At 49.1% G+C, this 26,865-nt stretch carries 26 protein-coding genes; 16 read left to right on the forward strand and 10 right to left on the reverse strand.

Annotated elements, in window-relative coordinates; all coding sequences use genetic code 11:
• Positions 1-17: 17 nt before the first annotated feature.
• The 16 genes from leuD (at position 18) to XMM383_RS01555 (ending at position 17,545) form a co-directional block, all read left to right on the forward strand.
• Positions 18-665, forward strand: coding sequence for a 3-isopropylmalate dehydratase small subunit (gene leuD, locus XMM383_RS01480; RefSeq protein ID WP_173482428.1), 648 nt, complete (start codon positions 18-20; stop codon positions 663-665).
• Between the two features lie 135 nt (positions 666-800).
• The gene (gene leuB / locus XMM383_RS01485) at positions 801-1,886 is read left to right on the forward strand and encodes a 3-isopropylmalate dehydrogenase (RefSeq protein WP_173480833.1); all 1,086 of its coding nucleotides are present in this window, start codon (positions 801-803) and stop codon (positions 1,884-1,886) included.
• Positions 1,887-1,970: 84 nt separating this feature from the next.
• Positions 1,971-3,083, forward strand: coding sequence for an aspartate-semialdehyde dehydrogenase (gene asd / locus XMM383_RS01490; RefSeq protein ID WP_173482429.1), 1,113 nt, complete (start codon positions 1,971-1,973; stop codon positions 3,081-3,083).
• A gap of 57 nt (positions 3,084-3,140) precedes the next feature.
• Positions 3,141-4,106 (forward strand): Asd/ArgC dimerization domain-containing protein, encoded by a 966-nt coding sequence (locus XMM383_RS01495; RefSeq protein WP_173494410.1) that lies wholly within the window; start codon positions 3,141-3,143, stop codon positions 4,104-4,106.
• Between the two features lie 108 nt (positions 4,107-4,214).
• The gene (locus XMM383_RS01500; RefSeq protein ID WP_173482430.1) at positions 4,215-6,863 is read left to right on the forward strand and encodes a FimV/HubP family polar landmark protein; all 2,649 of its coding nucleotides are present in this window, start codon (positions 4,215-4,217) and stop codon (positions 6,861-6,863) included.
• A 3-nt stretch (positions 6,864-6,866) separates the two neighbouring features.
• The gene (truA, locus tag XMM383_RS01505; RefSeq protein WP_173480837.1) at positions 6,867-7,703 is read left to right on the forward strand and encodes a tRNA pseudouridine(38-40) synthase TruA; all 837 of its coding nucleotides are present in this window, start codon (positions 6,867-6,869) and stop codon (positions 7,701-7,703) included.
• 94 nt (positions 7,704-7,797) lie between these two features.
• Complete coding sequence (locus XMM383_RS01510) at positions 7,798-8,424, forward strand: phosphoribosylanthranilate isomerase (RefSeq protein ID WP_371731704.1); 627 nt, start codon at positions 7,798-7,800, stop codon at positions 8,422-8,424.
• On the forward strand, positions 8,408-9,622 hold the full coding sequence (gene trpB, locus XMM383_RS01515; RefSeq protein ID WP_173494411.1) for a tryptophan synthase subunit beta: 1,215 nt from the start codon (positions 8,408-8,410) through the stop codon (positions 9,620-9,622). The genes XMM383_RS01510 and trpB overlap by 17 nt, the downstream gene beginning before the upstream one ends.
• A 12-nt stretch (positions 9,623-9,634) precedes the next feature.
• Positions 9,635-10,438 carry a tryptophan synthase subunit alpha gene (trpA, locus tag XMM383_RS01520; protein WP_173482432.1) on the forward strand — a complete coding sequence of 268 codons (804 nt, stop codon included), beginning with the start codon at positions 9,635-9,637 and terminating at the stop codon, positions 10,436-10,438.
• 21 nt (positions 10,439-10,459) lie between these two features.
• Positions 10,460-11,335 carry an acetyl-CoA carboxylase, carboxyltransferase subunit beta gene (gene accD / locus XMM383_RS01525; protein WP_173494412.1) on the forward strand — a complete coding sequence of 292 codons (876 nt, stop codon included), beginning with the start codon at positions 10,460-10,462 and terminating at the stop codon, positions 11,333-11,335.
• Between the two features lie 22 nt (positions 11,336-11,357).
• Entirely contained in the window at positions 11,358-12,629 is a 1,272-nt protein-coding gene (folC, locus tag XMM383_RS01530; RefSeq protein WP_173480841.1) for a bifunctional tetrahydrofolate synthase/dihydrofolate synthase, read from the forward strand.
• Positions 12,611-13,201: an SPOR domain-containing protein gene (locus XMM383_RS01535; RefSeq protein ID WP_217362025.1), complete on the forward strand. Its 591-nt coding sequence runs from the start codon at positions 12,611-12,613 to the stop codon at positions 13,199-13,201. The genes folC and XMM383_RS01535 overlap by 19 nt, the downstream gene beginning before the upstream one ends.
• An 84-nt stretch (positions 13,202-13,285) precedes the next feature.
• The gene (locus tag XMM383_RS01540) at positions 13,286-13,807 is read left to right on the forward strand and encodes a CvpA family protein (RefSeq protein WP_173480842.1); all 522 of its coding nucleotides are present in this window, start codon (positions 13,286-13,288) and stop codon (positions 13,805-13,807) included.
• Positions 13,808-13,826: 19 nt separating this feature from the next.
• Positions 13,827-15,347, forward strand: coding sequence for an amidophosphoribosyltransferase (gene purF / locus XMM383_RS01545; protein ID WP_173480843.1), 1,521 nt, complete (start codon positions 13,827-13,829; stop codon positions 15,345-15,347).
• 9 nt (positions 15,348-15,356) lie between these two features.
• Complete coding sequence (locus tag XMM383_RS01550; protein WP_173480844.1) at positions 15,357-16,586, forward strand: O-succinylhomoserine sulfhydrylase; 1,230 nt, start codon at positions 15,357-15,359, stop codon at positions 16,584-16,586.
• A gap of 11 nt (positions 16,587-16,597) precedes the next feature.
• Entirely contained in the window at positions 16,598-17,545 is a 948-nt protein-coding gene (locus XMM383_RS01555) for a tRNA-dihydrouridine synthase (RefSeq protein ID WP_173494413.1), read from the forward strand.
• 205 nt (positions 17,546-17,750) lie between these two features.
• Here the strand turns inward: XMM383_RS01555 and XMM383_RS01560 are convergent, their stop codons facing one another.
• The 10 genes from XMM383_RS01560 to cysN form a co-directional block, all read right to left on the reverse strand.
• Positions 17,751-18,164, reverse strand: a complete 414-nt coding sequence (locus XMM383_RS01560) for an Hsp20 family protein (protein WP_173480846.1) — start codon at positions 18,162-18,164, stop codon at positions 17,751-17,753.
• 196 nt (positions 18,165-18,360) lie between these two features.
• Positions 18,361-18,771 carry a DUF2185 domain-containing protein gene (locus XMM383_RS01565; RefSeq protein ID WP_173480847.1) on the reverse strand — a complete coding sequence of 137 codons (411 nt, stop codon included), beginning with the start codon at positions 18,769-18,771 and terminating at the stop codon, positions 18,361-18,363.
• An 8-nt stretch (positions 18,772-18,779) separates the two neighbouring features.
• On the reverse strand, positions 18,780-19,415 hold the full coding sequence (gene nth, locus XMM383_RS01570) for an endonuclease III (protein ID WP_173480848.1): 636 nt from the start codon (positions 19,413-19,415) through the stop codon (positions 18,780-18,782).
• A 3-nt stretch (positions 19,416-19,418) separates the two neighbouring features.
• Complete coding sequence (locus tag XMM383_RS01575) at positions 19,419-20,129, reverse strand: electron transport complex subunit E (RefSeq protein WP_173480849.1); 711 nt, start codon at positions 20,127-20,129, stop codon at positions 19,419-19,421.
• Complete coding sequence (gene rsxG / locus XMM383_RS01580; RefSeq protein WP_173480850.1) at positions 20,119-20,775, reverse strand: electron transport complex subunit RsxG; 657 nt, start codon at positions 20,773-20,775, stop codon at positions 20,119-20,121. The genes XMM383_RS01575 and rsxG overlap by 11 nt, the downstream gene beginning before the upstream one ends.
• A 2-nt stretch (positions 20,776-20,777) precedes the next feature.
• Positions 20,778-21,830 carry an RnfABCDGE type electron transport complex subunit D gene (locus XMM383_RS01585; RefSeq protein WP_173482436.1) on the reverse strand — a complete coding sequence of 351 codons (1,053 nt, stop codon included), beginning with the start codon at positions 21,828-21,830 and terminating at the stop codon, positions 20,778-20,780.
• A gap of 9 nt (positions 21,831-21,839) precedes the next feature.
• Complete coding sequence (rsxC, locus tag XMM383_RS01590) at positions 21,840-23,912, reverse strand: electron transport complex subunit RsxC (protein WP_371744225.1); 2,073 nt, start codon at positions 23,910-23,912, stop codon at positions 21,840-21,842.
• On the reverse strand, positions 23,909-24,502 hold the full coding sequence (gene rsxB / locus XMM383_RS01595) for an electron transport complex subunit RsxB (protein WP_173480852.1): 594 nt from the start codon (positions 24,500-24,502) through the stop codon (positions 23,909-23,911). The genes rsxC and rsxB overlap by 4 nt, the downstream gene beginning before the upstream one ends.
• A 9-nt stretch (positions 24,503-24,511) precedes the next feature.
• Positions 24,512-25,093, reverse strand: coding sequence for an electron transport complex subunit RsxA (gene rsxA, locus XMM383_RS01600; RefSeq protein WP_173480853.1), 582 nt, complete (start codon positions 25,091-25,093; stop codon positions 24,512-24,514).
• A gap of 116 nt (positions 25,094-25,209) precedes the next feature.
• The gene (gene cysN, locus XMM383_RS01605) at positions 25,210-26,865 is read right to left on the reverse strand and encodes a sulfate adenylyltransferase subunit CysN (RefSeq protein WP_173480854.1); all 1,656 of its coding nucleotides are present in this window, start codon (positions 26,863-26,865) and stop codon (positions 25,210-25,212) included.

The raw sequence follows: 26,865 nt of genomic DNA on the forward strand, positions 1-26,865 counted from the left end.
AGGGCGGAGATAGAGATATGAAAAAGTTTACGACTCACACCGGTGTTGTTGCTCCGCTTGATCGCGTCAACGTTGATACCGATATGATCATTCCAAAGCAGTTCCTTAAATCGATTAAGCGCTCTGGCTTTGGTCCTAATCTATTTGATGAACTTCGTTACCTTGATGAAGGTCAGCCAGATCAAGACTGTTCTGGACGTCCTATCAACCCAGACTTTGTTCTAAACAAACCAGAGTACGCTGGTTCTAGCATTCTGTTAGCACGCAACAACTTTGGTTGTGGTTCTAGCCGCGAGCACGCTCCTTGGGCATTAGATGACTACGGTTTCCGTGCAGTGATTGCACCAAGCTATGCCGATATCTTCTTCAATAACTGTTTCAAGAATGGTCTATTACCGATCATTCTTACAGAGGATGAAGTGGAAGAGCTTTTCCAAGCCGTTGCTGCAGCACCCGGTATGAGCCTAACGGTTGATCTTGAAAATCAGAAAGTGGTTAGCCCAGACGGCAAAGAGTATAGCTTCGAAGTTGATGACTTCCGCAAGCACTGTCTGCTAAACGGTTTGGATGATATCGGCTTAACGCTTGAGCATGCTGATGATATCCGTGCGTACGAAGCGAAACGCCGTGCCGAAGCGCCTTGGTTGTTCGACGCGATTAAATAATTGATTTGTTCGCGGCTATTGATGGTGACTGGCTTTAGCCTGTCATCCGCTATTAATTTACGCTCGGTAGTCTGGAAGACGCTGAGAGAGTCGTGTCAGGCTGAAAGCCAGACACGGTAAATAAGGAATAGAAAAATGAACGAAAACAAAGTTTTGATTTTGCCAGGTGATGGCATTGGTCCTGAGATTGTTGCTCAGGCGCGTCGTGTGCTTGAACTGGTTAACGATCAAGATAACCTTGGTCTTGAATTTGATGAAGCACACGTTGGTGGTGCTGCGATCGATGCGACAGGTGTACCTCTTCCAGAAGAGACCCTAGCTAAGGCGCATGACTCCAAAGGCATCCTTTTGGGTGCTGTGGGTGGTCCTAAGTGGGATACAAACCCTGATTTTCAGATTCGCCCAGAGAAGGGGCTTCTAGGTCTTCGTACTCAGCTTGGATTGTTCGGTAACCTGCGCCCAGCGATTCTTTACCCACAGTTAGCTCACGCGTCTACTTTGAAGCCAGAAGTGGTTTCAGATCTAGATATTCTTATCGTTCGTGAACTAACGGGTGGTATCTACTTCGGTCAGCCACGCGGCATTCGCACCACTGAAGATGGCCTACGTGAAGGTTACAACACTTACGTATACAACGAAGATGAGATCAAGCGTATCGGTCGTGTCGCTTTTGAAGCGGCAATGGCACGTGGTAAGAAACTCTGCTCTGTCGACAAAGCAAACGTACTAGAAGTGACGGTGCTTTGGCGTGAAGTGATGGAAGAGTTGAGCGCTGAGTACCCTGAAGTTGAACTAAGCCACATGTACGTAGATAACGCTGCAATGCAGCTAGTACGTGCACCTAAGCAGTTCGATGTGGTGGTAACAGGTAACATGTTTGGCGACATCCTTTCAGATGCTGCTGCAATGCTGACGGGTTCCATCGGTATGCTGCCTTCATCGTCTATGAACGTGAAGGGTCAGGGTATGTTTGAACCTTGTCACGGTTCTGCTCCGGATATTGCGGGTCAAAACATTGCAAATCCATTGGCAACCATCCTGTCTGCCGCTATGATGTTGCGCTACTCGCTTGATAAGGGCGAAACTGCGGATCGAATCGAAGCCGCGGTAAGTAAGGTTTTGGATCAAAACCTGCGTACTGCCGATATCTTCTCTGAAGGCATGACGAAGGTTTCGACAACTGAAATGGGTGACGCGGTGATTGCTGCGCTAAGCGCATAATCAAACGTTAACCGAGAAGGCCGGTTAGATCCGGCCTTTTTTGATAGAGCTATTGAATAGCGAAAAAGTTTTTTGAGGGTAAATATGAATCGTGTAGGTTTTGTTGGCTGGCGCGGTATGGTGGGTTCCGTTCTTATGCAGCGTATGCAGGAAGAGCGTGACTTCGATCAGATCGTTGAACCGGTATTTTTCACCACTTCTCAGGTAGGTGCTGCTGGTCCAGACATTGGTAAAGAGATTGCTCCACTTAAAGATGCATCTGATATTGATGCGCTAAAAGAGATGGACGCGATTATTACCTGCCAAGGTGGCGACTACACGAAAGAGGTTTACCCTAAGCTTCGTGCTGCTGGCTGGAATGGCTACTGGATTGACGCTGCTTCTGCTCTGCGAATGGATGATGAAGCGATCATTGTTCTGGATCCAGTCAATAGCGATGTAATTGAGAAGGGTCTAGCGAAAGGGATCAAAACTTACGTTGGCGGTAACTGTACTGTCTCTCTCATGTTGATGGGTCTAGGTGGTCTATTTAAAGCGGGTCACGTTGAGTGGGTCTCTTCAATGACTTATCAGGCTGCATCAGGTGCTGGCGCACGCAATATGCGTGAGTTGATCACTCAAATGGGGCAGATTCGCGATGGTTCAGAAGCGCTTCTGAATGACCCTGCATCGGCAATTCTTGATATTGATCGTCAGGTTGTTAGCACCATGCGTAACGATCTAGCCGTTGATAACTTTGGTGTGCCGCTTGCGGGCTCGTTGATCCCTTGGATCGATGTACCTGTTGCCGATGGTCAGTCTAAGGAAGAGTGGAAGGGCTATGTTGAAACAAACAAGATTCTTGGCCGTAACTCTAACCCGATTGCTATCGATGGTACCTGTGTTCGTATCGGTGCAATGCGCTGTCACAGCCAGGCATTTACAATCAAACTGAATAAAGATCTTCCAATGGATGAGATCGAGCAGATGGTTGCTGAGGCGAACGACTGGGTGAAAGTGGTGCCTAATGATCGTCAGATCACTATGGAAGAGCTATCACCAACCAAAGTGACCGGTACATTGAGTATCCCTGTGGGTCGTCTTCGTAAAATGAAGATGGGCAAACAGTACCTAAACGCATTCAGTGTGGGTGATCAGTTGCTTTGGGGTGCTGCAGAGCCTCTTCGCCGAATGCTTCGTATACTTCTGGCTCAATAAGCGTAACGAATCAATTAACGGCCCGCTCATTTGCGGGCCGATCTTTTTGGAAAAGCTATGAAACTATTTTTTGTTGGTGTCTCATCTCTAGTAGCCGACCAGTTTTTTGAACTCTTCGAAGATCACCCTCTAGCGAGCGAAATTGAGCTCTCTTTATGGGATGACGAGAGCGAAGCGGGTCGTTCATTGATGATTAACGGGCACTCCACACTGGTGCGTCCCGTTGATCAAGCTCCGTTTGCTGAAGCGTCTGTGGTTATTCTGGCTCAACCTGAGGCGAGTGCAGATCTTTTGGAGCGCGCTTCCTTGGGTGCTACATTGATCGATCTCTACTCTAACCTGTCTGCTGAATCGTCTCAGTTGGCCGTCGCGGGTCGTGACCGTCTGGAGTCTGGCGAGTGGTATCAGCTCGCTGAGCCTGTGCTAGTAGCAGTCTACAAGTTCTGCCAGGCGATTAGCGCTAAAGTTGAGCCTCTTCGTATGCACATTGCCGCGACTTTGCCTGCCAGTGTTCATGATCGCAAAGGCGCTGAGGCTTTAGCACGTGAAACAGCCGCACTGCTTAATGGTCGTGAAGCGACAGAGCAGTTTTTAGATGCAACCCTAGCCTTTAATGCATTGGCTCAGCCGTTTGTATTGGACGAACAAGGTGAATCAGGGTTAGAGCGTCGTATTGCTGAGGGTGCTGATGCACTGTTTGACGATGCCGAAGTAACGGTATCAACCGTTCAAGTGCCGATGTTCCACGGTACCTCTGCAATGCTGATGGTTGAGACACAAGCGGACCAATCGGTCTCTGATCTAGTAGCGCTCATTGATCGAGATAATGCGTTGCGTTTCAGTCACAGCCCCAACGCCTCTACTCAATCGATGATTGGGCAGACTGAGTGTTTGGTATCGCGCCTGCGTGTCGATGCACGTGTGGACCAGACGATTCAAGCTACCCTGATGTTTGATGAGAACCGTTTCGGCCGTGCCTCAGCACTTTTAGAGCTGCTTGCTACATTGGTAACTAAGCACTAATTTAAAAAATCTGCCCGGTAAACTTGACCCATTACCGGGTAGCAACAATACTTCATTCAATAGAGAGAGATTAATCCTTTCGGATTAATAGAGTGGAGTGAAGTTATTGTGCGTCGTTTAGCACTCAGTATTGCCGTTTCATCCGCATTGTTAGCCAGTCAGGCTAATGCCCTAGGCCTAGGTGAACTCAATGTAAAATCTGCATTGAACGAGCCGCTTCAGGCTGAAATTCAACTGCTACAAGTTCGTGATTTAAAAGCATCCGATATTCGTCCTAAATTGGCTGATGATGACGCCTTCAGTCTGGCTGGCTTAAGCCGATCTGGCGTGTTGAGTTCGGTTGATTTTGACGTTGAGCTCAATGCCCAGGGTGGTGCTAAAGTCGTCATTAGTTCGGACACCCCTGTTCGTGAGCCCTTTATCAGCTTCTTGATGGAAGTGAATTGGCCCAATGGTCGTCTTGTTCGAGAGTACACCCTGTTGTTGGATCCTCCTCTGTTTGTAGAGGCTGCAGCTCAACCGACACCCATATCCGTGCCGTCCACTCCAGTAACTGACTCACTTCAGAAAGAGGGTCTTAAGGCTGAACCGGAAAAGGTTTTAAAAGCGAACCCGGCGCAAACTGTCCAAACCACACTGAGAACTGAGACCTCATCAGCGAATCAGGTTTATGTCGATGTAAATGATACCCTGTTTGCATTGGCTCAAAGTAATCTTCCTGATGAATCCGTCTCGGTCAACCAGATGATGCTGGCGATTCAGCGTCTAAACCCTAGTAGCTTTCCGACCAACAATATCAATGTTCTTAAAGCCGGTACGGTCGTCACGCTGCCCAATAGTGCGCAAGCGAATGAGCTATCAGTTAGGCAAGCGGCTATCGAAGTTCGCAAGCAGTATGAAGATTGGAAAAATGGCAGACGTTCCTCCGCTTCTGCAGCTATTGAGAAAGCGGACGTTACTCCAGTTGCTAAACCAGAGAGTGAAGCTCCCTCGGCTCAAACCTCTGAAGTGGTTAATCCATCAGAGGCTAAATTGAAGTTGGTCTCTGTTGACGAGACACAAGATCAACCTCTATCAACCAGCAGTTCAGAAGCTGAGGCTAGTCAGACGGTATCAGATTCAGTAGAGGTCCGAGCTGATAGCGAACCCTCTAACTCTGTGGTTGAAACTGAAGAGGAGGGAGCTTCTCTCTCTTTAGATCAAGATTCTGTTGCTACGCCCGTTGAATCAACGCCTCGCGAACAGGAGCTTCAAGCACTCAATCGAGACTTGGAAAATCAGCTGCTTGTAACTCAGGAGAGTGTCGAGAAAGTTGAACGTGACAATGCTGATCTCTCTGCAAAATTGGACTCTATAGCTGAGCAGCTACAGACCATGCAGCGTCTAATTGAGCTAAAAGATCAACAGGTTGCGCAACTGCAACAGCAGTTGGAACAGCAGATGCAGCTAGCTCAACAGCGTAATGAGGACCCAGTCGCTGCTGTGATCGACTATGTTCGAATGAATCCTGAAATCGTTGGTGGCAGTGCTGTAGCCTTTCTATTGTTGCTGCTGTTGTTAATACGATCTTCAAGAAAGCCTGCGCCTTATCGTGAACCCGCGAGCAGTGCGGCAAAAGAGGATGAGGTTATCTCTGAAGCGCCTCTAGTACCTTCAGCATCGTCGACCCCAACTATGGCTGTCGTTGAGCCATCAGCTGTTGAACCCGCTTTGGAAACGTCGATTGAGCCAGTCATCGATCCAAAGCCTGATTCTGATTCAGAGAGTATCGCTAAGGCTGAAGCTGAGATTCAGTCGATGATCGATGAGGTGCTTCGAGCTCGTGCCAGTGAGCAGGCGGCCCAAGCTGAGATGGAAGCGATCAGCGATGAGGTTGCTGAAGAGTCACCGCCAAATGAATCCGTTGATGAATCATCAAATACAGGTGATCTCGCTTCAGTTGAACCTCAGCCTGAGGTCATTGATGATAATGAACTGGAAACAGAAACAGAAACAAGTTCTGACGCTGATGATTTCCTCTCCAGAGCTAATGCAGCTATGTCATCACCTGAAGAGCAAGAGGCGATGGTTAACGAAGCCGATGAGTCGCAGCCGGAAGATGATGATTTAGAGGAGTTTCTTGACTCTGAGCTAGAAGCCTCACTGGCAGATGCCGATTCGGTTGAATCGATTGTGGAGCCTGTAGAAGAGGAGAGTGCAGAGCTGCAAGACCTCGATTTTGTTATCGAGCCGTTTGATTCAGAATCTGACGAAGAACCACAAGAGAGCCAAATTCCGGGCGTTGATATGCCGCAAGCAGACTCAACGGATGAACCAGCGCACACTGACTCCATTGATGAGGACCTGGTCGCTCTAGAGGCAATGATGGGCGATGCCAGCGTTCCCGATGAGGCATTTGATATCGAGGTGGATCAAGATGTTGAAGCTGACGGACAGTCTGACGATCATTGGGAATTTGTCGTAGAAGAGAGTGATTCTGGGGCGCTGGACGGGGAGATCGAAAAGATTTTCGATGAAGTTGATGGCGATCTAGAGGTGGTAGAAGAGATTAATGACACCGCAGAGTCAGAAGATTTTGATACCCACTTCTACAGTGGTGCAGATGAAAACGAAACCCGATTAGATCTAGCAAGAGCTTACATTGAAATGGATGATTATGAGGCTGCTCGTGATATCCTTGTCAGTATGAAAGACAAAGGCTCTTCTGCTCAGCAGCAGGAGGTCGCAAACCTCTTGGATCAATTGGATAAAGCTTAGTTAATGAGCGATATTGAAAACATCAAAGGGGCGACGGAAGTCGCCCTTTTTCGTTACGCCCTTGGGATTGAGTACGCTGGTGCAAACTATCATGGCTGGCAGATTCAGGCAGATGAAGGGGTTGTCACGGTTCAGGAACGTCTGCAGCAGGCGTTAGCAAAGATTGCGAATCACGATGTGCATCTGGTCTGTGCTGGCCGCACCGATACCGGGGTGAATGGCTGTTATCAAGTTGTTCACTTTGATACACCCAATCAGCGAATCGATCGTGCCTGGGTGATGGGTACGAATCGACACCTCCCTGATGACATTGCGGTGCTTTGGGCAAAACCGGTGTCGGATCAATTTCACGCCCGTTTTTCTGCTCAAGCAAGACGCTACCGCTATCTGATCTACTCGGCACCTGTTAAACCGGCGATTCTCTCTAGAGGGGTTACTTGGACTCACAAGAGTCTTGATGTTGGGCGAATGCAATCGGCAAGTCGTTGTCTGATCGGTGAGCATGATTTCAGCTCTTATCGAGCGGTTGCCTGTCAGGCGAACAGTCCCGTTCGTACGGTGCATGATCTGCAGGTTTATAAAAGCGGTGAGATCATTGTGATCGATATTCAAGCCAATGCTTTTTTACACCATATGGTTCGAAATATTGCCGGTGTGTTAATGAAAATTGGTTCTGGAGAGGCTGAGGTAGAGTGGGCGGCTGAGGTGCTAGAGGCCAAAGATCGTCGCAAAGGTGGGGTGACCGCTCCGCCTTGGGGACTCTATTTTTGTGATGTTGAATACCCTGAAGAGTTTGCACTGCCGAAGGGTGGTACAGGGCCATATTTCTTGGGCCATTAGACTGACTAACTCTCTCTGTTTTGGTAGACTTTCCAACCGATAAATTGAGTGATCAACTCAGTTGTCTTTAACGACCTAATTTAGAGCCTCTATTGTGCGAACTCGTGTAAAAATTTGTGGTATCACCAATATAGATGACGCGCTATCGGCCGTTGATGCTGGGTGTGATGCGCTTGGCTTTGTTTTTTACGCTAAAAGTCCGCGAGCTGTTACTCCAGAACAGGCTGCTGAAATTATTTCCAAGCTGCCTGCGTTCGTTACCAGTGTGGCTCTGTTTGTGAATGAATCTGCTGAGGTCGTTAATCAGGTTATCGCCACAGCAGGTGTTGATCTATTGCAGTTTCACGGTGATGAGAGTGCTGAGTTTTGTTCCAGATTCTCTCGACCTTACATCAAAGCGCTTCGCATGAAGCCGGAGTTAGATCTAACGGCTCAGTTTGAGACGTACGCATCCTCACAAGGGATTCTTTTGGATGCTTATACCCCTGGGATACCTGGGGGTACTGGTGAAATGTTCGACTGGTCCAGAATACCAACTGAACTGGCAACCAAGATTATTTTGGCGGGTGGCTTGTCGGCAGAGAATGTTGCTGAAGCCATCGCTCAGGTGTCTCCCTACGCTGTTGATGTGAGTGGGGGTGTTGAGGCATCTAAAGGGATTAAAGATTCAAATAAAATGACAGATTTTATGAACGAGGTTTACCGTGCCAACAACAGATAATACACAGGTGCAGCTACCCGATGAGAATGGACACTTTGGCCAATTCGGTGGTCGATTTGTCTCTGAAACGTTAATGGGTGCTCTGGAAGAGCTTGAAGAAGTTTACAAAAAACTCTCTAACGACCCAAACTTCCAAGAGGAGTTTGATAAAGACCTCGCTCACTACGTGGGTCGTCCCTCGCCACTCTATTTTGCTGAGCGCCTCACAGAAAAAGTGGGCGGTGCTAAAATCTACTTGAAACGTGAAGATCTTAACCATACCGGTGCACACAAGGTGAACAACACCATTGGTCAGGCACTTCTGGCTAAGTTTATGGGTAAGCCGCGTGTTATCGCTGAGACAGGTGCTGGTCAGCACGGTGTTGCCTCGGCAACGGTTGCTGCTCGTCTGGGTCTTGAGTGTAAGGTCTACATGGGTGAAGAGGATGTTCGCCGACAAGCGCTAAACGTCTACCGCATGAAGCTGTTGGGTGCTGAAGTGATTCCAGTTACTTCGGGCACTAAAACGCTTAAAGATGCGATGAACGAAGCGATGCGTGATTGGGTAACCAATGTCGATAATACCTTCTACATCATTGGAACTGCTGCAGGTCCGCACCCCTATCCAATGCTTGTGCGTGATTTTCAGTGCGTCATCGGGCGTGAAACAAAACAGCAGTGTATGAATCAGATTGGTCGTCTACCGGATGCTGTTGTGGCTTGTGTGGGCGGTGGCTCGAACGCCATCGGTATGTTCCACCCATTCATTGAAGATGAGTCGGTTCGTATGATCGGTGTTGAAGCGGGTGGTCACGGTCTTGAAACGGGTGAACACGCAGCACCGCTAAGTGATGGTCGTCCAGGCGTACTGCATGGAATGCGTACCTACCTGATGGAAGATGATAACGGCCAGATTATCGGTACACACTCTGTCTCGGCCGGTCTTGATTACCCAGGTGTAGGTCCTGAGCACAGCTACTTGAAAGATATTAACCGTGCAGAGTACGTTGCGATCAATGATGACGAGGCACTCGATGCATTCCGTACGTTGACGCAGGTTGAAGGTATCATGCCAGCACTTGAATCCTCTCACGCGGTTGCTTACGCCATGAAGATGGCAAAAGAGATGAGTCCAGATCAAGTGATTGTTGTAAACCTATCGGGTCGTGGTGATAAAGATATACATACCGTCGCAGGCATCGACGGCATTGAGATGTAATTGGAGAGTTAAATGAGTCGTATTGAAGCCTGCTTTGCTGCCATGAAGGCAGAGGGACGTAAAGCGATTGTCCCTTATGTAACCGGTGGTGATTCAAACCCAAGCGTTACCGTGCCTCTAATGCATGCACTAGTTGAAGCGGGAGCGGATGTCATTGAGTTGGGTGTGCCTTTCTCGGATCCAATGGCCGATGGCCCCGTGATTCAGTTAGCCTGTGAGCGTGCCCTTGAGCACGGCACCAGTTTGACCGATGTATTGGCAATGGTTGCTCAGTTCCGTGAACAGGATCAGACAACACCGGTGGTTCTAATGGGCTACCTTAACCCTATCGAAGTGATGGGCTACGAAACCTTTTCTAAAAACGCTAAAGCGGCAGGTGTCGATGGTGTGCTAGTGGTCGATATGCCACCGGTTGAGTCTGCTGGCCTAATGGCGGCAATGAAGGCTGAGTCACTTGATATCATCTTCCTCATTGCACCGACAACCTCTCCAAAACGTCGTAAGGCGATCTGTGAGCAGGGCAGTGGTTATCTCTACTATGTATCCGTTAAAGGTGTGACTGGATCAAAAGCATTGAATGTAGATGAAGTAGGGGCCTACATCAGCGATATGCGCCAGGATACAGATCTGCCGATCTGTGTAGGCTTCGGTATCCGTGATGGTCAGTCTGCTGCAGCCGTCTCTAAAGTATCCGATGGTGCCATTGTCGGTTCCGTGCTGGTTAATCAAATTGCAGAACTGGCAAACACGCCAGAGAAGATTCCTGCTGCAGTTGCAGGTATAGTTAAAGAAATGCGTCAAGCGATCGACGCTTAAGTCGATCATTTAGGGAGTACCATGAGTAACTGGTTGGAAAAGATCGTACCGTCACTGGCACGTAATGATGAGAAAAAACGTAACAGCATTCCAGAAGGGCTTTGGGAGAAGTGTCCAAAGTGTGAAAGTGTGCTGTACAAGCCAGAGTTAGATAAGACCTTACACGTCTGCCCTAAATGTGATCACCACCTACGTATTGGCGCCCGTCAGCGTTTGAACTACTTCCTTGATGAAGGGTCAACTACAGAGATTGCAGCTGATATTGAGCCAATCGATCGTCTTAAGTTCAAAGACTCTAAAAAATACAAAGATCGTCTAACGGCTGCTCAGCGCGATACCGGCGAGAAAGACGCATTGGTTGCTATGAAGGGTACCTTAGAGGGCAACCCAGTTGCTGCGGTCGCTTTCGAGTTCCGCTTCATGGGTGGTTCAATGGGTACTGTTGTAGGTGAGCGCTTTGTTCGTGCTGCTGAAGTCTCTTTGGCTGAGGGTATTCCTCTGGTCTGCTTCTCTGCTTCAGGCGGTGCTCGTATGCAAGAAGCGCTATTCTCGCTTTTCCAAATGGCTCGTACATCGGCAGTACTTGAAGAGATGCGTACTAAAGGTATTCCTTTCATCTCTGTGTTAACTGACCCTGTCTACGGCGGTGTCTCTGCCAGCCTAGCGATGTTGGGTGATTTGAATGTTGCTGAGCCTCGTGCACTGGTTGGCTTTGCAGGTCCACGTGTTATCGAGCAGACCGTTCGTGAAAAACTTCCTGAAGGGTTCCAGCGCAGTGAGTTCCTTTTAGAGCACGGGCAAGTTGATATGATTATTGAGCGCGGTGAGATGCGTAGCCGTCTTGCTAAAATGCTTCGTCAAATGCAGGGCCAGCCTGCTCAACAACTCGCCGACTAAGCGCTCAGAAGACGATTGGGTTATGAGCAAATTGAGCTCAACTAACAGTTTGGAAGAGTGGCTCGAAGTCATTGAGGCCGCTCATCCGTCTGAGATTGATTTGGGTTTAGATCGTGTTGCTGAAGTGGCCGGTCGCCTGAATCTGGATTTTTCTCGCAGTAAAGTCATCACTGTAGCGGGTACCAACGGTAAGGGTTCTACCTGCGCGATGTTGGATTCTATTCTTCGCGCCTCGGATTTTACCACCGGTGTCTACAGCTCCCCTCATTTTTTAAACTACAATGAACGGATAAAGATCAACGGATTAGATTCATCTGATGAAGTCATTGTTGATGCATTTTGTCGGATAGATCAAGCTCGAGAAGAGATCTCTTTAACCTACTTTGAGTACGGCACACTGGCTGCGCTGATCATCTTTTCAGACCTGGCTCTTGATTATGTGATTTTAGAAGTTGGGCTCGGCGGGCGATTGGATGCCGTTAACATTGTCGATGCTGACATCGCTGTGATTACCTCCATTGCGTTGGACCATATTGATTGGTTGGGCGACGACATCGAGTCCATCGCGCGCGAAAAAGCGGGTATTTTTCGACCTAATAAACCAGCGGTCTGTGCGATGTCACCGGCAGCTCGATCGATTGTTCAACACTCGGCTGAACTGAATGCTCCGCTCTACCAATTTAACCAAGATTATCGATTAGATGACGCTCAGAAGGTCTGGAACTGGTCGGGTGTCGATCTGAAGGGTGAGCATATCGCTTACTTTGATCTGCAAGTGCCTCCTTTGCCACTGATTAATGCTGCGACTGTCCTGCAAGTATTGACGCTGATTGCTCCTGAGGTTTCCATTGAGTCGATCGCTAGTGGATTAGAGAGTGTACATCTCACCGGTCGCATGCAGAGTGAAACAATCGGTGTAACCGAGTGTCTGCTCGATGTGGCACACAATCCGCAAGCGGCTGAGTACTTAGCGGATCGATTGCAGCAACAGCCAAAGCCGTCGAAGCGAACCCTAGTGCTGGGTATGCTTAATGATAAAGATCGACAGGGTGTGATTGAGGCACTGAGGCCGATCACCGATGAGTGGTACTTGGTTTCACTACAAGGACCGCGCGCCAGTCAAGCTGAAGAGCTTGTGAATCTGGTTGGGGCAAACAACCCTCATCAATGTTTCGCGTCTGTATCCGAGGCGCTTGATCAATTATCAAACTCTACTTCAGAGAGTGAGCAGGTTCTGATCTGCGGCTCTTTTCTAACCGTTACGGAGGCCCTGAGTTGGCTCAAGACGCATTAATTCAGGCAAGTATTCGCCGTCGATTGTTAGGGTTGGGAGCGCTCTTGGTAATCTCACTCTCTATCGCTCCGCTGATCTTCGATGCCGCAGGCTATAAAGAGCGTAAAATTGTGGATCGTATTCCTCCTGCACCGACCTTGCCGCCCGTTATGGAAGCGGCTCCAGCGGTTGTTTTGGATGATACAATCAACGAACCCGAGGTGATTAACGAGCCAGCGCCAGTGGCTCAGCCCGTTGTGATAAAAGCACCCCCTGTAGAGGTGGTCGAAAAGATGAAGCAACGTGCTCCTGAAGAGGTCTCGCCGGCAGAAGATATGCCAGCTTTGGATGAGAACGGAATTCCGGCGGCCTGGTCTTTACAGTTAGCAAGTTTCAAAGATGAGCGAAATGCTAAGTCTCTTCGCGCTGATCTGACAAAAGCGGGATACAAGGTCTATATCCGTCGTGCCAACGACCTAGTTCGTGTCTACATCGGCCCAGAAATGCAACGTACCCGTTTAGAGTCGCTAAAAGAGTCGATCAAAGAGCAGTACTCATTGGATGGTATGATTGTGCGCTTTACAACTCAGTAAGCGATGATAAATAGATCAAGAGTTCATTGGGTAAACCGATCCACTCTGATAAAATGCAGCTGTTTTTAACTTTGGATAGAGAAGATGATCTGGACTGATTGGCTAATTATCGGCATCGTTGCCGTGTCCAGTCTATTAAGCCTCAAGCGTGGATTCGTGCGAGAAGCTCTATCACTTGTCACTTGGGTCAGTGCTTTTATAGTGGCGCGTCTGTTTTCAACCAGTCTGAGTACCTATTTGGTTGATTACATCGAGACCCCATCCCTCCGTATGTTGGCAGCCTTTGCCGCTCTATTTGTATTAACACTGATCGTGGGTGCCCTTGTCGGTAAATTGATTACCGCATTGATCAGTGCAACCGGTTTGTCTGCAACCGATCGTATCCTTGGAATGGGCTTTGGTGCCGTTCGTGGCGGTCTGGTTGTTGTTGTCATTGTTGCTCTGTTGGGGCTAACCCCAGCCGTTGAGGATCAATGGTGGAAAGATTCTCAGCTCATTCCTCACTTCGTTTTGATGGAGGAGTGGACCAAAGAGACTGCAAAAGAGATAGGTGGTGTAATCTGGACACTCAGCAGTGATCCAGCCAGCGCCAGTGCCGTGAATTAGTTCGATATAGGTAGATCGGATGTGTGGAATAGTTGGCATCGTAGCCAAAACCTATGTTAACCAGACAATTTTTGATGCGTTAACAGTCCTACAACACCGTGGCCAAGATGCTGCGGGTATGGTTACTTGTGAAGGTAACCGCTTTTATCTGCGTAAGGATAATGGCTTAGTCAACGAAGTCTTCCGTACACGACACATGAAAAAACTGAATGGCGAGATGGGTATTGGCCACGTGCGCTACCCAACAGCCGGTAGCTCAAGCTCAGCAGAAGCTCAGCCATTCTATGTCAACTCACCTTACGGTATTGCGTTGGCACACAACGGTAACCTAACCAACTCTGAGCAGTTGGCTGATGAGGTGTTCCGTTCTGATCTTCGCCACATCAATACCACCTCTGATTCAGAAGTGTTACTGAACGTTTTTGCCCATGAGCTGCAGTTGTTGGGCAAGTTACACCCAACCTCTGAAGATATCTTCAACGTCGTGGAAACGGTCCATAAGCGTTGTCAGGGTGGTTATGCCGTTGTTGCGATCATCACCGGTCTGGGTCTGGCCGCTTTTCGTGATCCTTTTGGCATACGCCCACTGGTTTACGGTAAGCGTGAAACCGAAGCAGGCGTTGAATACATGGTGGCCTCAGAGAGTGTTGCGTTGGATACTGCCGGCTTCGAGATGGTGCGTGATGTGGCGCCTGGTGAAGCGATCTTCATTACTCAAGAGGGTGAGATCTTTACCAAGCAGTGTGTTGAAACACCCGTGCTTGCTCCTTGTCTGTTTGAGTACGTCTACCTAGCTCGTCCAGACTCGATCATTGATGAGACACCGGTTCACAACGCGCGCATGGCGATGGGTGTGAAATTGGCGGATAAGGTGCGCCGTGAGTTCCCAGAGCACGATATCGACGTCATCATTCCAATCCCTGATACCAGCCGTACAGCGGCACTTGAGATGGCGAAAAGCCTGAAAGTGACCTACCGCGAAGGCTTTATCAAAAACCGTTACATCGGCCGTACCTTCATCATGCCTGGGCAGACTCAGCGTAAGAAGTCGGTTCGTCAAAAACTGAACCCGATTCAATCTGAGTTTAAAGACAAAGTGGTTATGCTGGTTGATGACTCTATTGTACGTGGTACTACGTCCGCTCAGATTGTTGAAATGGCACGTGATGCAGGTGCGCGTAAAGTCTACTTTGCCTCAGCAGCCCCTGAAGTTCGTTACCCCAACGTATTCGGTATCGACATGCCCAGTGCCAGTGAGTTGATTGCACATGGTCGTACTGCGGAAGAGGTGGGTAAAGAGATCGGTTGTGATTGGATGCTCTACCAAGATCTTGATGATCTAAAAGCCTGTGTCACAGATCTTAACCCTGCGATTACTCAGTTCGATACCTGTGTCTTCAATGGCGAGTATGTCACTGGAACAGTGACCAGCAGTTACCTTGATAACATCGATGCTAAGCGCAACGACGGTGCTAAGGCGAGTGCTGATGATGAACAGACCGAAGGAAACGAGTCTACCAACCTACATAAAGCTTTTTAAGGATGAAGCATGGGAAGTAAGCAGTTCGAACGACCTGAAAGGATTCAGTTCAGTGATGATCACTACGCGGTAGAGACGCTCGCAGTTAGAGCGGGTCAGTGGCGTAGTGAAGAGGGTGAACACTCCGACGCAATCTTCCCAACCTCTAGTTTTGTCTACAGCTCAGCAAAAGAGGCTGCTGATACCTTTGCCGGCAACATCGAAGGCAATGTCTACTCACGTTTTACCAATCCAACGGTTCAAGCCTTTGAGCGTCGTATTGCGGCGCTAGAGGGTGGGGAGCGCGCCATCGCGACCAGTTCAGGGATGGCGGGCATTATGAGTCTCTGTTTGTCATTAATGAAACATGGCGATCATGTGGTCTGTTCTCGCTCTGTGTTTGGTTCAACCGTATCACTATTTGAAAAGTACGTGAGTCGAGCGGGGATCGAAACGACCTTTGTTGACCCTAAAGATTTAACCGCATGGCAAGCGGCCGTGCGCCCTACAACCCGTATGTTCTTCTTAGAGACGCCTAGTAATCCTTTAGCCGAGGTGACGGACATACAGGCCGTTGCTGACGTGGCACATGCAGCGGGCGCTAAGTTGGTGGTGGATAACTGTTTTCTAACACCCGCTTTGCAAAAGCCACTGTCGCTCGGCGCGGATATTGTCATGCACTCGGCTACTAAACACCTTGATGGACAGGGGCGTGTTGTCGGTGGCGTTGTGGTTGGTTCAGACGCTGATATGGAAGAGGTGTTCGGGTTTATCCGAACAGCGGGCTCTTGTCTGAGTCCATTCAACGCATGGGTTTTCCAAAAAGGCTTAGAGACACTTCCACTGCGAATGAGAGCGCACAGCGAGGCTGCACTAGAGATTGCACAGTGGCTAGAGGCCCAGCCTAAAGTAGCGAGAGTCTACTATTCAGGTCTCGCTTCGCATCCACAACATGAACTGGCTGCTCGTCAGCAATCAGGATTTGGTGCGGTACTTGGATTTGAAGTTGCGAGCGATACCCTGAGCCAGCAAGAGGCGGCTTGGTCGTTTATCGACGCAACCGAAGTCATCTCGATTACCGGTAATCTAGGCGATGTTAAGAGCACAATCACTCACCCTGCAACGACGACTCACGGACGTATGTCAGCTGAAGCTCGTGCAGAAGCGGGTATTCAAGATAGCTTGATTCGTCTCTCTGTAGGCCTAGAGAACGTTGACGATCTCAAGCGCGATCTACAGCGTGGCTTAGACGCCATTTAAAATCGACTTTTATGCGTCTGATTGTTGCGCCGATGGAGGGCGTTGTTGATTACAGCATGCGTCGCCTCATCGCTCGAGTGGGCGGCGCCGATCAGATGGTCTCCGAGTTTGTGCGCGTTAACGACACGCTGCTTCCCCCTAAAGTCTTTCATAAACTGATCCCAGAGCTGAAACAGGATTATTGCGGTTACGGCGATACCCCTCTGGTTGTTCAGTTATTGGGTTCTGATCCTGAATCCCTGGCTAAAAATGCTTTAACTGCACTTGAGTTGGGCGCGCCTGCTATTGATATGAACTTCGGCTGCCCCGCCAAAACCGTTAATAAGAGTAGGGGTGGATCGATTCTCCTTAAGGAGCCCGAGGTCGTTCATGATGCCGTTAAAGCGGTGCGTGATGCGGTTCCTAGCCATATCGAAGTCAGCGCTAAAATGCGCCTAGGGTATGAAGACAAATCATTGGCAATCGATAATGCGCAGGCGATCGAAGCGGCTGGTGCGAGCTATCTTACTGTGCATGCCCGCACAAAGGTAGAAGGGTACAAACCGCCGGCACACTGGGAGTGGATCGCCAAGATTCGAAATGCGGTCTCGATCCCGGTGATTGCCAATGGCGAAGTCTGGAACGTCGAAGACTATGACCGATGCCGAGAGGTCAGTGGGTGTGAGGATGTCATGATTGGGCGAGGCTGGGTCGCTAACCCACTGCTACCGCTTCAGATTAAAGATAGAAGCTACCCGACCGATTTGGATGAGTGTTGGCAGCTGCTAAAGCCGAATATCCTTGAGTTTTATGATGATATCTTCTCGTTAATTGAAGAGCGTCATGTGCATGGTCGTATTAAACAGTGGTGCAATATGCTGGGCTGGCACTATCCGCAAGCCAAAGAGCTATTCCAAGAGCTAAGAACAGAGCGGGATGCTGTGAAGATTGGGGATGTTCTTAAAAGCCGACTCCAGTAATCAGTTTTGGCTTTCATAACAGATCGCGGTTTATCGCTTCGCGCTAATTCGCTCCTACATCTCGTGACGGTGACTGGCTTTCAGCCTGTCATCCGCTGGTAGATTTTGCTCTATCTTCTGGAAGAAGCGGCAAGGGTCGATGACAGGCTGAAGGCCAGTCACGGTTAAAAAACGCGGCAAATGCCGCGTTTTTTTAAGTCTATTCTTAGCTAATCTCAATCCGACGTGCTTTCATCGCTTCTGGAATTTCACGGATCAATTCAACGTGAAGCAGTCCATTTTCCATCGACGCATTTTCAACGCGGACGTGATCGGCTAGTTGGAATCTGCGCTCAAAGTTACGGGCTGCGATGCCTTGGTAGAGGTAGGTACGCTCTACTTGATCTTCCGCTTTGTTACCACGAATCACTAGGTTGCCGCTCTCGCTGGTAATCTCAATCTCTTCGCGAGTAAAGCCGGCTACAGCCATAGTAATGCGGTAAGAGTTCTCTCCGGTCGCTTCGATATTGTACGGAGGGTAAGCTGATTGTTCGCTTCGGTTAGCGGTATCAATCATGTTGGCTAGGCGATCGAAGCCAATTGCTGAACGGTATAGGGGTGTTAGGTCAAAATTACGCATGGTCATATCCTCAAATTAAGCAATATGTAGTTCAAAGTTAAACCACCCAATCGGCGTGGTTAGGAAGTGCAGTACCTCATGGTCACTGCCTACATAGATTATTTGGGGATAGTAACTAGAAAATTCAAGAGCGGAATTTAACTGAATCGCGACCCAAGGGAGTAGGGTAAAAAGGGTCGCGATTAATAGAGATTAATCAGTGGGTTGTTTCGTTACCGAACTGATCCACATCATTGGTGATCTCGACATCGACGTTAGCACTTGGAATCTTATAGTCGTAGACACGCTCCCAGCCTTCGGATTCAGGTGCACGCTCCCAGACAGTGCCAGCGTTGTACTCAAGCAGGGGCTCTAAGGAGGGGTCTATTTTCACGACTTTCTCTGTGGGCATGGGAATCATATTCACCTGTTCGTTGGCTAGAAACTCATCATCTTCATACCCAGTGAATAGTCGCCATCCGGTATCATTTAGATGCTCAGGGACGGTTTTATACATAAAACGAACCGGCAACTTTTCATCAATTACTAAACGAGACATCAGTGTTAAAAAGCCATTTTTGGTCTGGTTGGTTTCACCTTGGTAGGGCTTGTTGTCATCGTTGCTCATAATGGATCCTAGTAGTCTGTTTTCTTTTTGAATTCACACAAATCTTCAATGTTACAGGCGCCACATCGAGGCTTTCTAGCGACGCAGACATAGCGGCCATGCAGTATCAACCAATGGTGGGCATCGATTAAATACTCCTTTGGCACAAGGCGCAGCAGTCGCTTCTCGACCTCTAATACATTTTTACCTGGGGCGATCCCGGTCCGGTTGGAGACACGGAATATATGGGTATCAACTGCCATGGTGGGTTGGCCAAAGGCGGTATTTAGAATGACATTGGCGGTCTTGCGTCCAACGCCTGGGAGCGCTTCAAGATCTTCTCGGTTGTCTGGAACCACTGAGTTATGAAGATCGACCAGCATATGGCAGGTCTTCATCAGATTCTCAGCCTTGGTATTGAATAGGCCGATGGTCTTAATTTTCTCTTTAAGCCCTTCAATGCCCAAATCAATGATCGCCTGCGGTGTGTTGGCGATAGGGAATAGCTTGCGAGTCGCTTTGTTCACTCCAACGTCAGTAGCCTGAGCCGATAGAAGCACGGCTGCCAGCAGCTCAAACGGCGAACTGTACTCTAGTTCGGTTGTTGGATGTGGATTGTCCGCTTTTAGTCGCTCGAAGATCTCGATGCGTTTTAGTTTGTTCATCGCTTAGCCTGTTACGCGGACCCGTTTCGAACCCGTACTTACGGGAGCTTCGGTTGGCTCAGGGATTGGTTGTCGCTCTTTGATTCGCTGATCAATCAGGTTTTTCAGTGCGATCAAAAGGCCTAAACCGAGGAATGCGCCCGGCGGTAGAATGGCAAATAGGAAGTTAGGGTAGTCATCTGCCAGTGTAATATGCCAGTTCGTTGCCATCTCTCCGAATAGAAGATCCATGTTGGCAAACAGAGCACCGGTGCCCAGTAGCTCACGCATCGCGCCGAGAATGACCAAGACCAGCATAAAGCCAATCGACATAAAGAAGCCGTCAATAAACGACTCTTTGATCGCATTTCGAGAGGCAAAGGCATCGGCGCGACCCATAATCACGCAGTTGGTGACGATGAGCGGAATGAAAATACCCAAAATGGTATAGAGTTCATAAGTGAAGGCCTGCATCAGTAATTCGATGGCGGTGACAAAGGCGGCAATAATCATCACGAAAATGGGTAGACGAACCGTTTCAGGTGTTAGCTTGCGGAACAGTGATACCGTCAAGTTGCTGCCGGTCAGAACGACCAGTGTCGCCAATCCAAGTCCTAGCGCGTTAACCACCGAGTTGGTGACGGCGAGTAGTGGACAGAGTCCAAGTAGTTGAACCAGGGCTGGGTTGTTAGTCCATAACCCATTCTTAATCAGTGTCTGTGTTTCACTCTGCATAGCTCTTCTCACGATTCGCGGGTGACAATAACAGATTCTTGTGGGTCTCAAAGTAGTCTAACGCAACGCTGGTTGCTTTGACGACAGCCCTAGGTGTGATCGTTGCACCGGTAAATTGATCAAATTGACCGCCATCTTTTTTCACGGCCCAGTTTGAATCATCTTGACCCTGTCGACGAGTCCCTCTGAAGCTTTCTATCCAATCTGATTTAGCTCTATCGATTTTATCGCCAAGCCCTGGGGTCTCTTTGTGGGAGATGACTCGCACACCAGCAATGGAGCTGTCCGCATTGATTCCGACAATCAGATCAATGTCGCCAGAGTAACCCTGAGAGGAGGTGACCGGTAAAATAACCCCCACTACCTGATCGTTTTGTATCGCTTGGTAACCAGTGGTCCCAGTCTCGACGTTCAGCTGTCCTGCATCCAGTTCAATGCGATGGTCATACAGCTGTTCATCAATGCTCGCAGGGAAGATCTCATAGAGTGCCTTCGATTCAGCTTCACGAACGTTGGCATCAATACGATCGACCGTCGTCACTTGGGTAATGGCGATCACAGCAGCCGACAAAACGGCAAATAGACCAATACCAACCGCGCTCTTAGAGATGGATTGAGTGGTGGTAGGGTTCTCATTGATCTCCATACTCACTCTCCTTTGGGTCCAAGACGTGCACGTTTATGGCCGTAACTACGCGGTTGGGTGTAGTGGTCGATCATTGGCGCCGCTAGATTCATTAGAAGAACCGAGAAAGCAACCGCATCAGGATAGTTACCCCAGGTTCGAATAATGAAAATTAACAATCCGATACCCATACCAAAAACGATTCGACCGCGGTTACTGGTAGCGGATGAAACCGGATCCGTAGCGATAAAAAACGCCGCTAACATAGTGGCACCCAGTGTTAGGTGATTAAACGGGTCAACAAAATTACTGGGATCGACACCATAAGCGATGGCACTCACCAAGCCTAGGGTGACAAGAATGCTGACAGGGGTATGCCAAGTGAATACCTTTTTGTAGATCAGGTAGATGCCACCCATAAACCATGCGGCCGAAAGGGCGTGATAGGCTGCGGCACCCTCAATCAAGGTTTGATTGCTGCGCCACATCTCTTCTGTCGTAAAACCATCACGGTTGCGCAGAATATCCAAAGGGGTCGCCCCGGTGTAGGCATCCATCATCTGTGATGATCCGGCAAAGATCAGTGACAGTGACTCCGATATAGCTGGAATGGACCAACCCTCACTGCCACTTAATACGTAGGGAAGGTTCCAACTGGTCATCTGAACCGGGAATGAGACCAGCAGTAGGGCGTAGGCGACCATTGCTGGATTAAAGGGATTATTACCAATGCCGCCATAAACCTGTTTAGCAAATAGAATCGCAACAAACATCCCAACAATACCGATCCAGAGCGGTGCTGAGGGCGGTATAGAGACTGCTAATAGAAGTGCCGTTACCGTGGCGGAATAATCACCTAGGTAGCGTGAAATGGGCAGTCCGCGCATCTTCAGAGCAAGCGCTTCAAACGCGAGCCCTGAGGCTAGGCAGATCGCAACCTGAATCAAAGTACCCCAACCGAAGAAGAGGGTCAGCGCGAGTATGCCTGGAATCATCGCCAGAATGACTAGCTGCATGACACCAGAGCTGGTATTGCTGCGGGTAACGTGGGGTGAACTCATCCGTATCAGTGACATCTGTTAATCCTACTCGTACGGTTTAAGTTGTGATTCAAGTTGAGCGAAATGACTTTTGGCTGACTCAAGATCGGTTTTCAGAGCTTCTTGCTCTGTCTCGTCATCACTCTTGCTGATCGCACGTTCAATCTTGGTTATGGCAACCTTCGCCATGGCAACATCAATGCGCAGCTGTTTAAGATCAATTCCTGCGCTCTGGGCCAGTTCAATCAGAGCATTGTCAGCATCAGTATGGGCTTTGCTTGCCTCTTCTAGGCGAGACTTCAACGCTTCGATTTCGCTTTCGTCTCTCTCTTCGGCGGCTTCTGCCTTCTTCAACTTGGTGCGCATGATCGAAACTTGCTGCTTCAGCGCTTTTAGATCCGGTTTAGTCTCTTTCGGTTCGCTCTTAGTTGGCGTTGATTGGACTGCTTCCGTTGTAGAGCTGTTCTGAAGGGCCTGTTCAGCCTCAGTCGCTGCCTGTTTAAGTTTATCGACAGTCGCTTGCAGAGTTTCAACGCCATCCAGACCTTTATCTTGGGCATTTTTGAGGGCGATTTCGGCTTTCTTCAATTTGGTTCTGGCAACGGCCGCAGCTGTTTTCAGTGCCGCTGTGTCATCTTGCGCAGTTTCACTGCTGGACTGTTTCTTACGTTCTGCTTGAGCTTTAGCCGCTTCAGCCGCGCGTGCTTTACGTCGTTCCGCTTTCTCGATTGCCTCGCGTTCTAGGCGAGCTTGTCTCGCTTCGAATCGCTCACGAGCATGGTCAGCTTTGCGTTGTTCAAGTTCCTCTGCACGGATCTCAGATTTGGCAAAACGGTAGAATTGCACCAGAGGAATGCTGCTAGGGCAGACGTAGGCGCAAGCTCCGCACTCTATACAGTCAAACAGGTTATGGTTTTTCGCCTTCTCAAACTCTTTGCCTTTTGCAAACCAGTAGAGCTGCTGCGGAAGCAGTTGTGCAGGGCAGGCCTGTTCACACATTCCACATCGGATACAGGGCTGTGCCGCAGGCGCTTCGGGCATCTCGCTATCGGTCGCCGCGATCAGACAGTTGGTTGTTTTGATGACCGGAATTGAATCGGTTTCTGCGGCAACCCCCATCATTGGACCGCCCATCACCAGACGATGCATGGCGCCCGGTTTTAGATCAGCCGCCGAAAGCAGTTCTGAAAAAGGTGTTCCGATCAGTGTCCAGAAGTTCCCAGGGTGCTCAACTGCCTCACCGGTTACCGTCACAATACGTTGTATTAATGGCTCCCCGTGATTGATCGCGCGATGCAGCGCCTGAGCCGTCCCAACGTTTTGCACCACAATGCCAATGTCAGCCGGTATTTTGCCACTCGGTACTTCTACACCGGTTAAAAGCTGAATCAATTGGCGTTCACCACCGGAAGGGTATTTGGTCGGAACCACGACGAGATCCACATCGATATCAGTTTCAGCGAGCGCCTCATTGAGGGCGCGAATCGCGTTGGGCTTGTTATCCTCTATACCAATTAGGGTATGAGTTGGCTCCAACAGATGCTGAATGATTTTAATACCTTCTAATATTTCAGAGGCGTGCTCACGCATCAGCATATCGTCAGCAGTAATGTAGGGCTCACACTCAGCCGCATTGATAATCAAGGTGGTGACAATGTGATCTGAACCCAAGTTCAATTTCACATCGGTTGGGAAGCCTGCACCACCCATACCTGCAATACCCATTTGGCGAATCTGGTTAACCAGTGCAGAACGCTCTATGCCCTTATAATCAATTGCCTGATGTTCAATCCACTGATCTAGGCCATCTGATTCAATCACAATACATTCAGCGGTTAGACCCGACGCGTGCGGCACGGGTTGTGCTTCGATCGCGGTAACGGTGCCGGAGGTTGGTGCATGCAACGACGCACTAATACGACCTACGGGTTCAGCGATGATTTGTCCTTTAAGTACTTTATCTCCAACAGAGACAACAGGGTCAGCGGCTAGGCCAAGGTGTTGCTGAGTTGGAATGACCAAGCTTTTAGGAATGGGCATGGTCCGCACTGAAGCGCGAGTAGACTGCTTCTTATTTTCTGGCGGGTGAATGCCGCCGTGAAAACTGAATACCTTCACGATGGATTCTCCTCAAAGCGAGGCTGTCTATCCGTCGCAATCAGATTATTGGTTTGAGGTGGTTCTGGCCACTTCCAGTTCAGTGTTGTCGTCGCCACTGGCAACATATCAATACAGTCGACAGGGCAGGGCTCAACACAGAGATCACAACCGGTACACTCATCGACAATCACGGTGTGCATCAGTTTTGCTGCACCTAAAATGGCATCGACTGGGCAGGCTTGTATACACTTAGTACAGCCAATGCACTCATCTTCACGAATGTAAGCGACCTTGCGAACATCCTCGACCCCGTGCTCTGAGTCCAGAGGAATAGAATCAACGTTAAGCAACTCGGCCAATTGGTCAATGGTGGTCTGCCCACCAGGTGGACACTTATTGATCGCTTCACCTGCTGCGATACCCTCAGCGTAAGGGCGGCAGCCAGGGTGACCACATTGGCCACATTGAGTTTGTGGTAACAGGGCGTCAATTTGATCAACAATCGGGTCACCCTCCACTTTGAAGCGGACGGCTGCGAAGCCAAGAATGACACCAAAAATCAGTGCCAGAATGGCGAGAACAAGAATGGCTAGTGCAACGCTACTCATGCGGCCACCTTAGAACTGAACCAGGCCAGCAAAGCCCATGAAGGCGAGTGACATAAGGCCAGCCGTAATCATACCGATGGCTGGACCTTTAAAGGCAACTGGCACCTCAGCAACGGCAATGCGCTCACGCAGCGCCGAGAAAAGAATCAGTGCCAACGAAAAGCCAACTGCAGCACCAAAACCATAACCAATGGATTCGATAAAGTCGTTCTGTTTGCGAATGTTCAACAGTGCTACACCCAATACCGCACAGTTGGTGGTAATCAGTGGCAGGAAGATACCCAGTAGCTTGTAGAGCAGTGGACTGGTTTTATGTACGACCATCTCCGTGAACTGCACAACCACAGCGATCACGAGAATGAAACTGACCGTCTGTAGATAGATCAGATCAAATGGCAGTAGCAGATAGGTGTAGACCAAGTAGCTGCAGACAGAAGAGAGCGTCAGTACGAAGGTGGTCGCGAGCGACATCCCCATGGCGGTCTCTAGCTTGTTGGATACCCCCATGAAGGGGCACAAGCCTAGAAATTGAACCAGTACAAAGTTATTCACCAGTACGGTACTGATTAAAATTAATAGAAACTCAGTCATCGTCTATCGCTATGGCGTTGAAAGCAAAAAGAAGCTTAATAAAAACGGTTTAGAGTGTACCCTAAACCGCCTCTATAACCCAGTATCAACGGTTGTTTCAGGTCAATTAGACGTCGCTAAAGTAACTTTAGTTCAGTCAGTGACTGCAGAATCAAATCTACCTGTTTTTCGGTCGGTAGGGTGATATCGAGATAAACCTCAGCGTTTGCATGCGGTCCAATGACAATATCACTTCCATCCTCGATAGTACTGAGAACAACGAGTCCTGCCTCTTTTAACAGTACTGCATCGTCTAGTCGGCTGCTCACCGCCGGTAGAAGGCCTCTATCGAAGAGACGTTTCTCCAGAGTGAACAGCACCGAATTTGTGACATTCGGTAGTCCAACAATCAGAGCGTTATGGCCTAGGCGACGAGCTCGAAGGCTAGCATCAACCACCGTTTCAGAGTGTATTTCGTTGTTCTCAATCGGCTGCTCAGCGTCAACCATCATGCCCGCGGCAATGGTTCTATTGGTTAAGCGGTCAATAACAACAAAGGATCCGGTCGAACCATTTTCTAGGTAGGGATCCATCTGAATCGCGCGATCGAGTTGCAGACTGACTTCTGCAATCTCATTAAGCGTCAATGAATCTGCAGGCAAGGCCTCTTGGCTATTCACATCCACTTTGAAATGAATATCAGTGACTCGACCAGAGGATTTCGCTGCTGTTGTTTTAATGAGAAGGTTGTTGCCTACCTTAAGGGGAGATTGGTCCATCCAGATCAGTTTGGCTCTAAAGGCGTTAATGGGCTCGACCTCATCATTCGCCAGCACCAGCGTGTCACCTCGTGAGATATCGATTTCATCTTCAAGCGTCAGCGTGACGGCCATCGGAGCGAAAGCACGTTCAAGATTCCCATCCATCGTAACGATCGATTTAACCTTGGATTGCTTATTACTGGGAAGGACTTTGACCTCTTGACCTACCTCTATGGAGCCTGATGCGATGGTTCCTGCATAGCCACGGAAGTTTAAGTTAGGGCGACTGACATACTGTACGGGGTAGCGAAAAGCCTCAGACGTTGCACGTCCAGTATCTACATCCTCTAGCAACTCCATAAGGGTTGGACCTGAGTACCAGGGAGTGTTGATGGATGGATCGACAACATTATCACCCTGCAGTGCAGATATAGGGCAGAAGTGAATATCGGATAAGCCCAGTTTATCGGCCAAAGCGAGATACTCTGCCTGAATCTCGTTAAAACGATTCTGATCGAACTCTACGAGATCCATTTTGTTGATCGCGACGACAATGTGTTTAATACCCAGTAGGGAAACGATGTAGCTGTGGCGACGTGTCTGTGTCTGAACGCCGTATCGGGCATCGACCAGAATAATCGCCAAATCCGCTGTTGATGCGCCGGTCGCCATGTTTCGTGTGTACTGCTCATGACCGGGTGTGTCGGCAATGATGAACTTACGTTTTGCAGTAGAGAAATAACGATAAGCGACATCAATGGTGATGCCTTGTTCACGCTCGGCCTGAAGGCCATCGACCAACAGCGCTAGATCAGGTTGATCGCCGGTTGTGCCAACACGCTTACTCTCTTTATTGATGGCAGCAAGTTGGTCCTCATAGATCATTTTAGAGTCGTGAAGCAGGCGGCCAATCAAAGTGGACTTGCCGTCATCGACGCTGCCACAGGTGATAAAACGGAGCAGCTCTTTATTCTCGTGCTGCTCAAGGTATGCGTTAATATCACTGGCAATAAGGGATGATTGATGACTCAT

This window comes from Marinobacterium sp. xm-m-383 (genome assembly GCF_013283255.1).
GTDB lineage: Bacteria > Pseudomonadota > Gammaproteobacteria > Pseudomonadales > Balneatricaceae > Marinobacterium_E.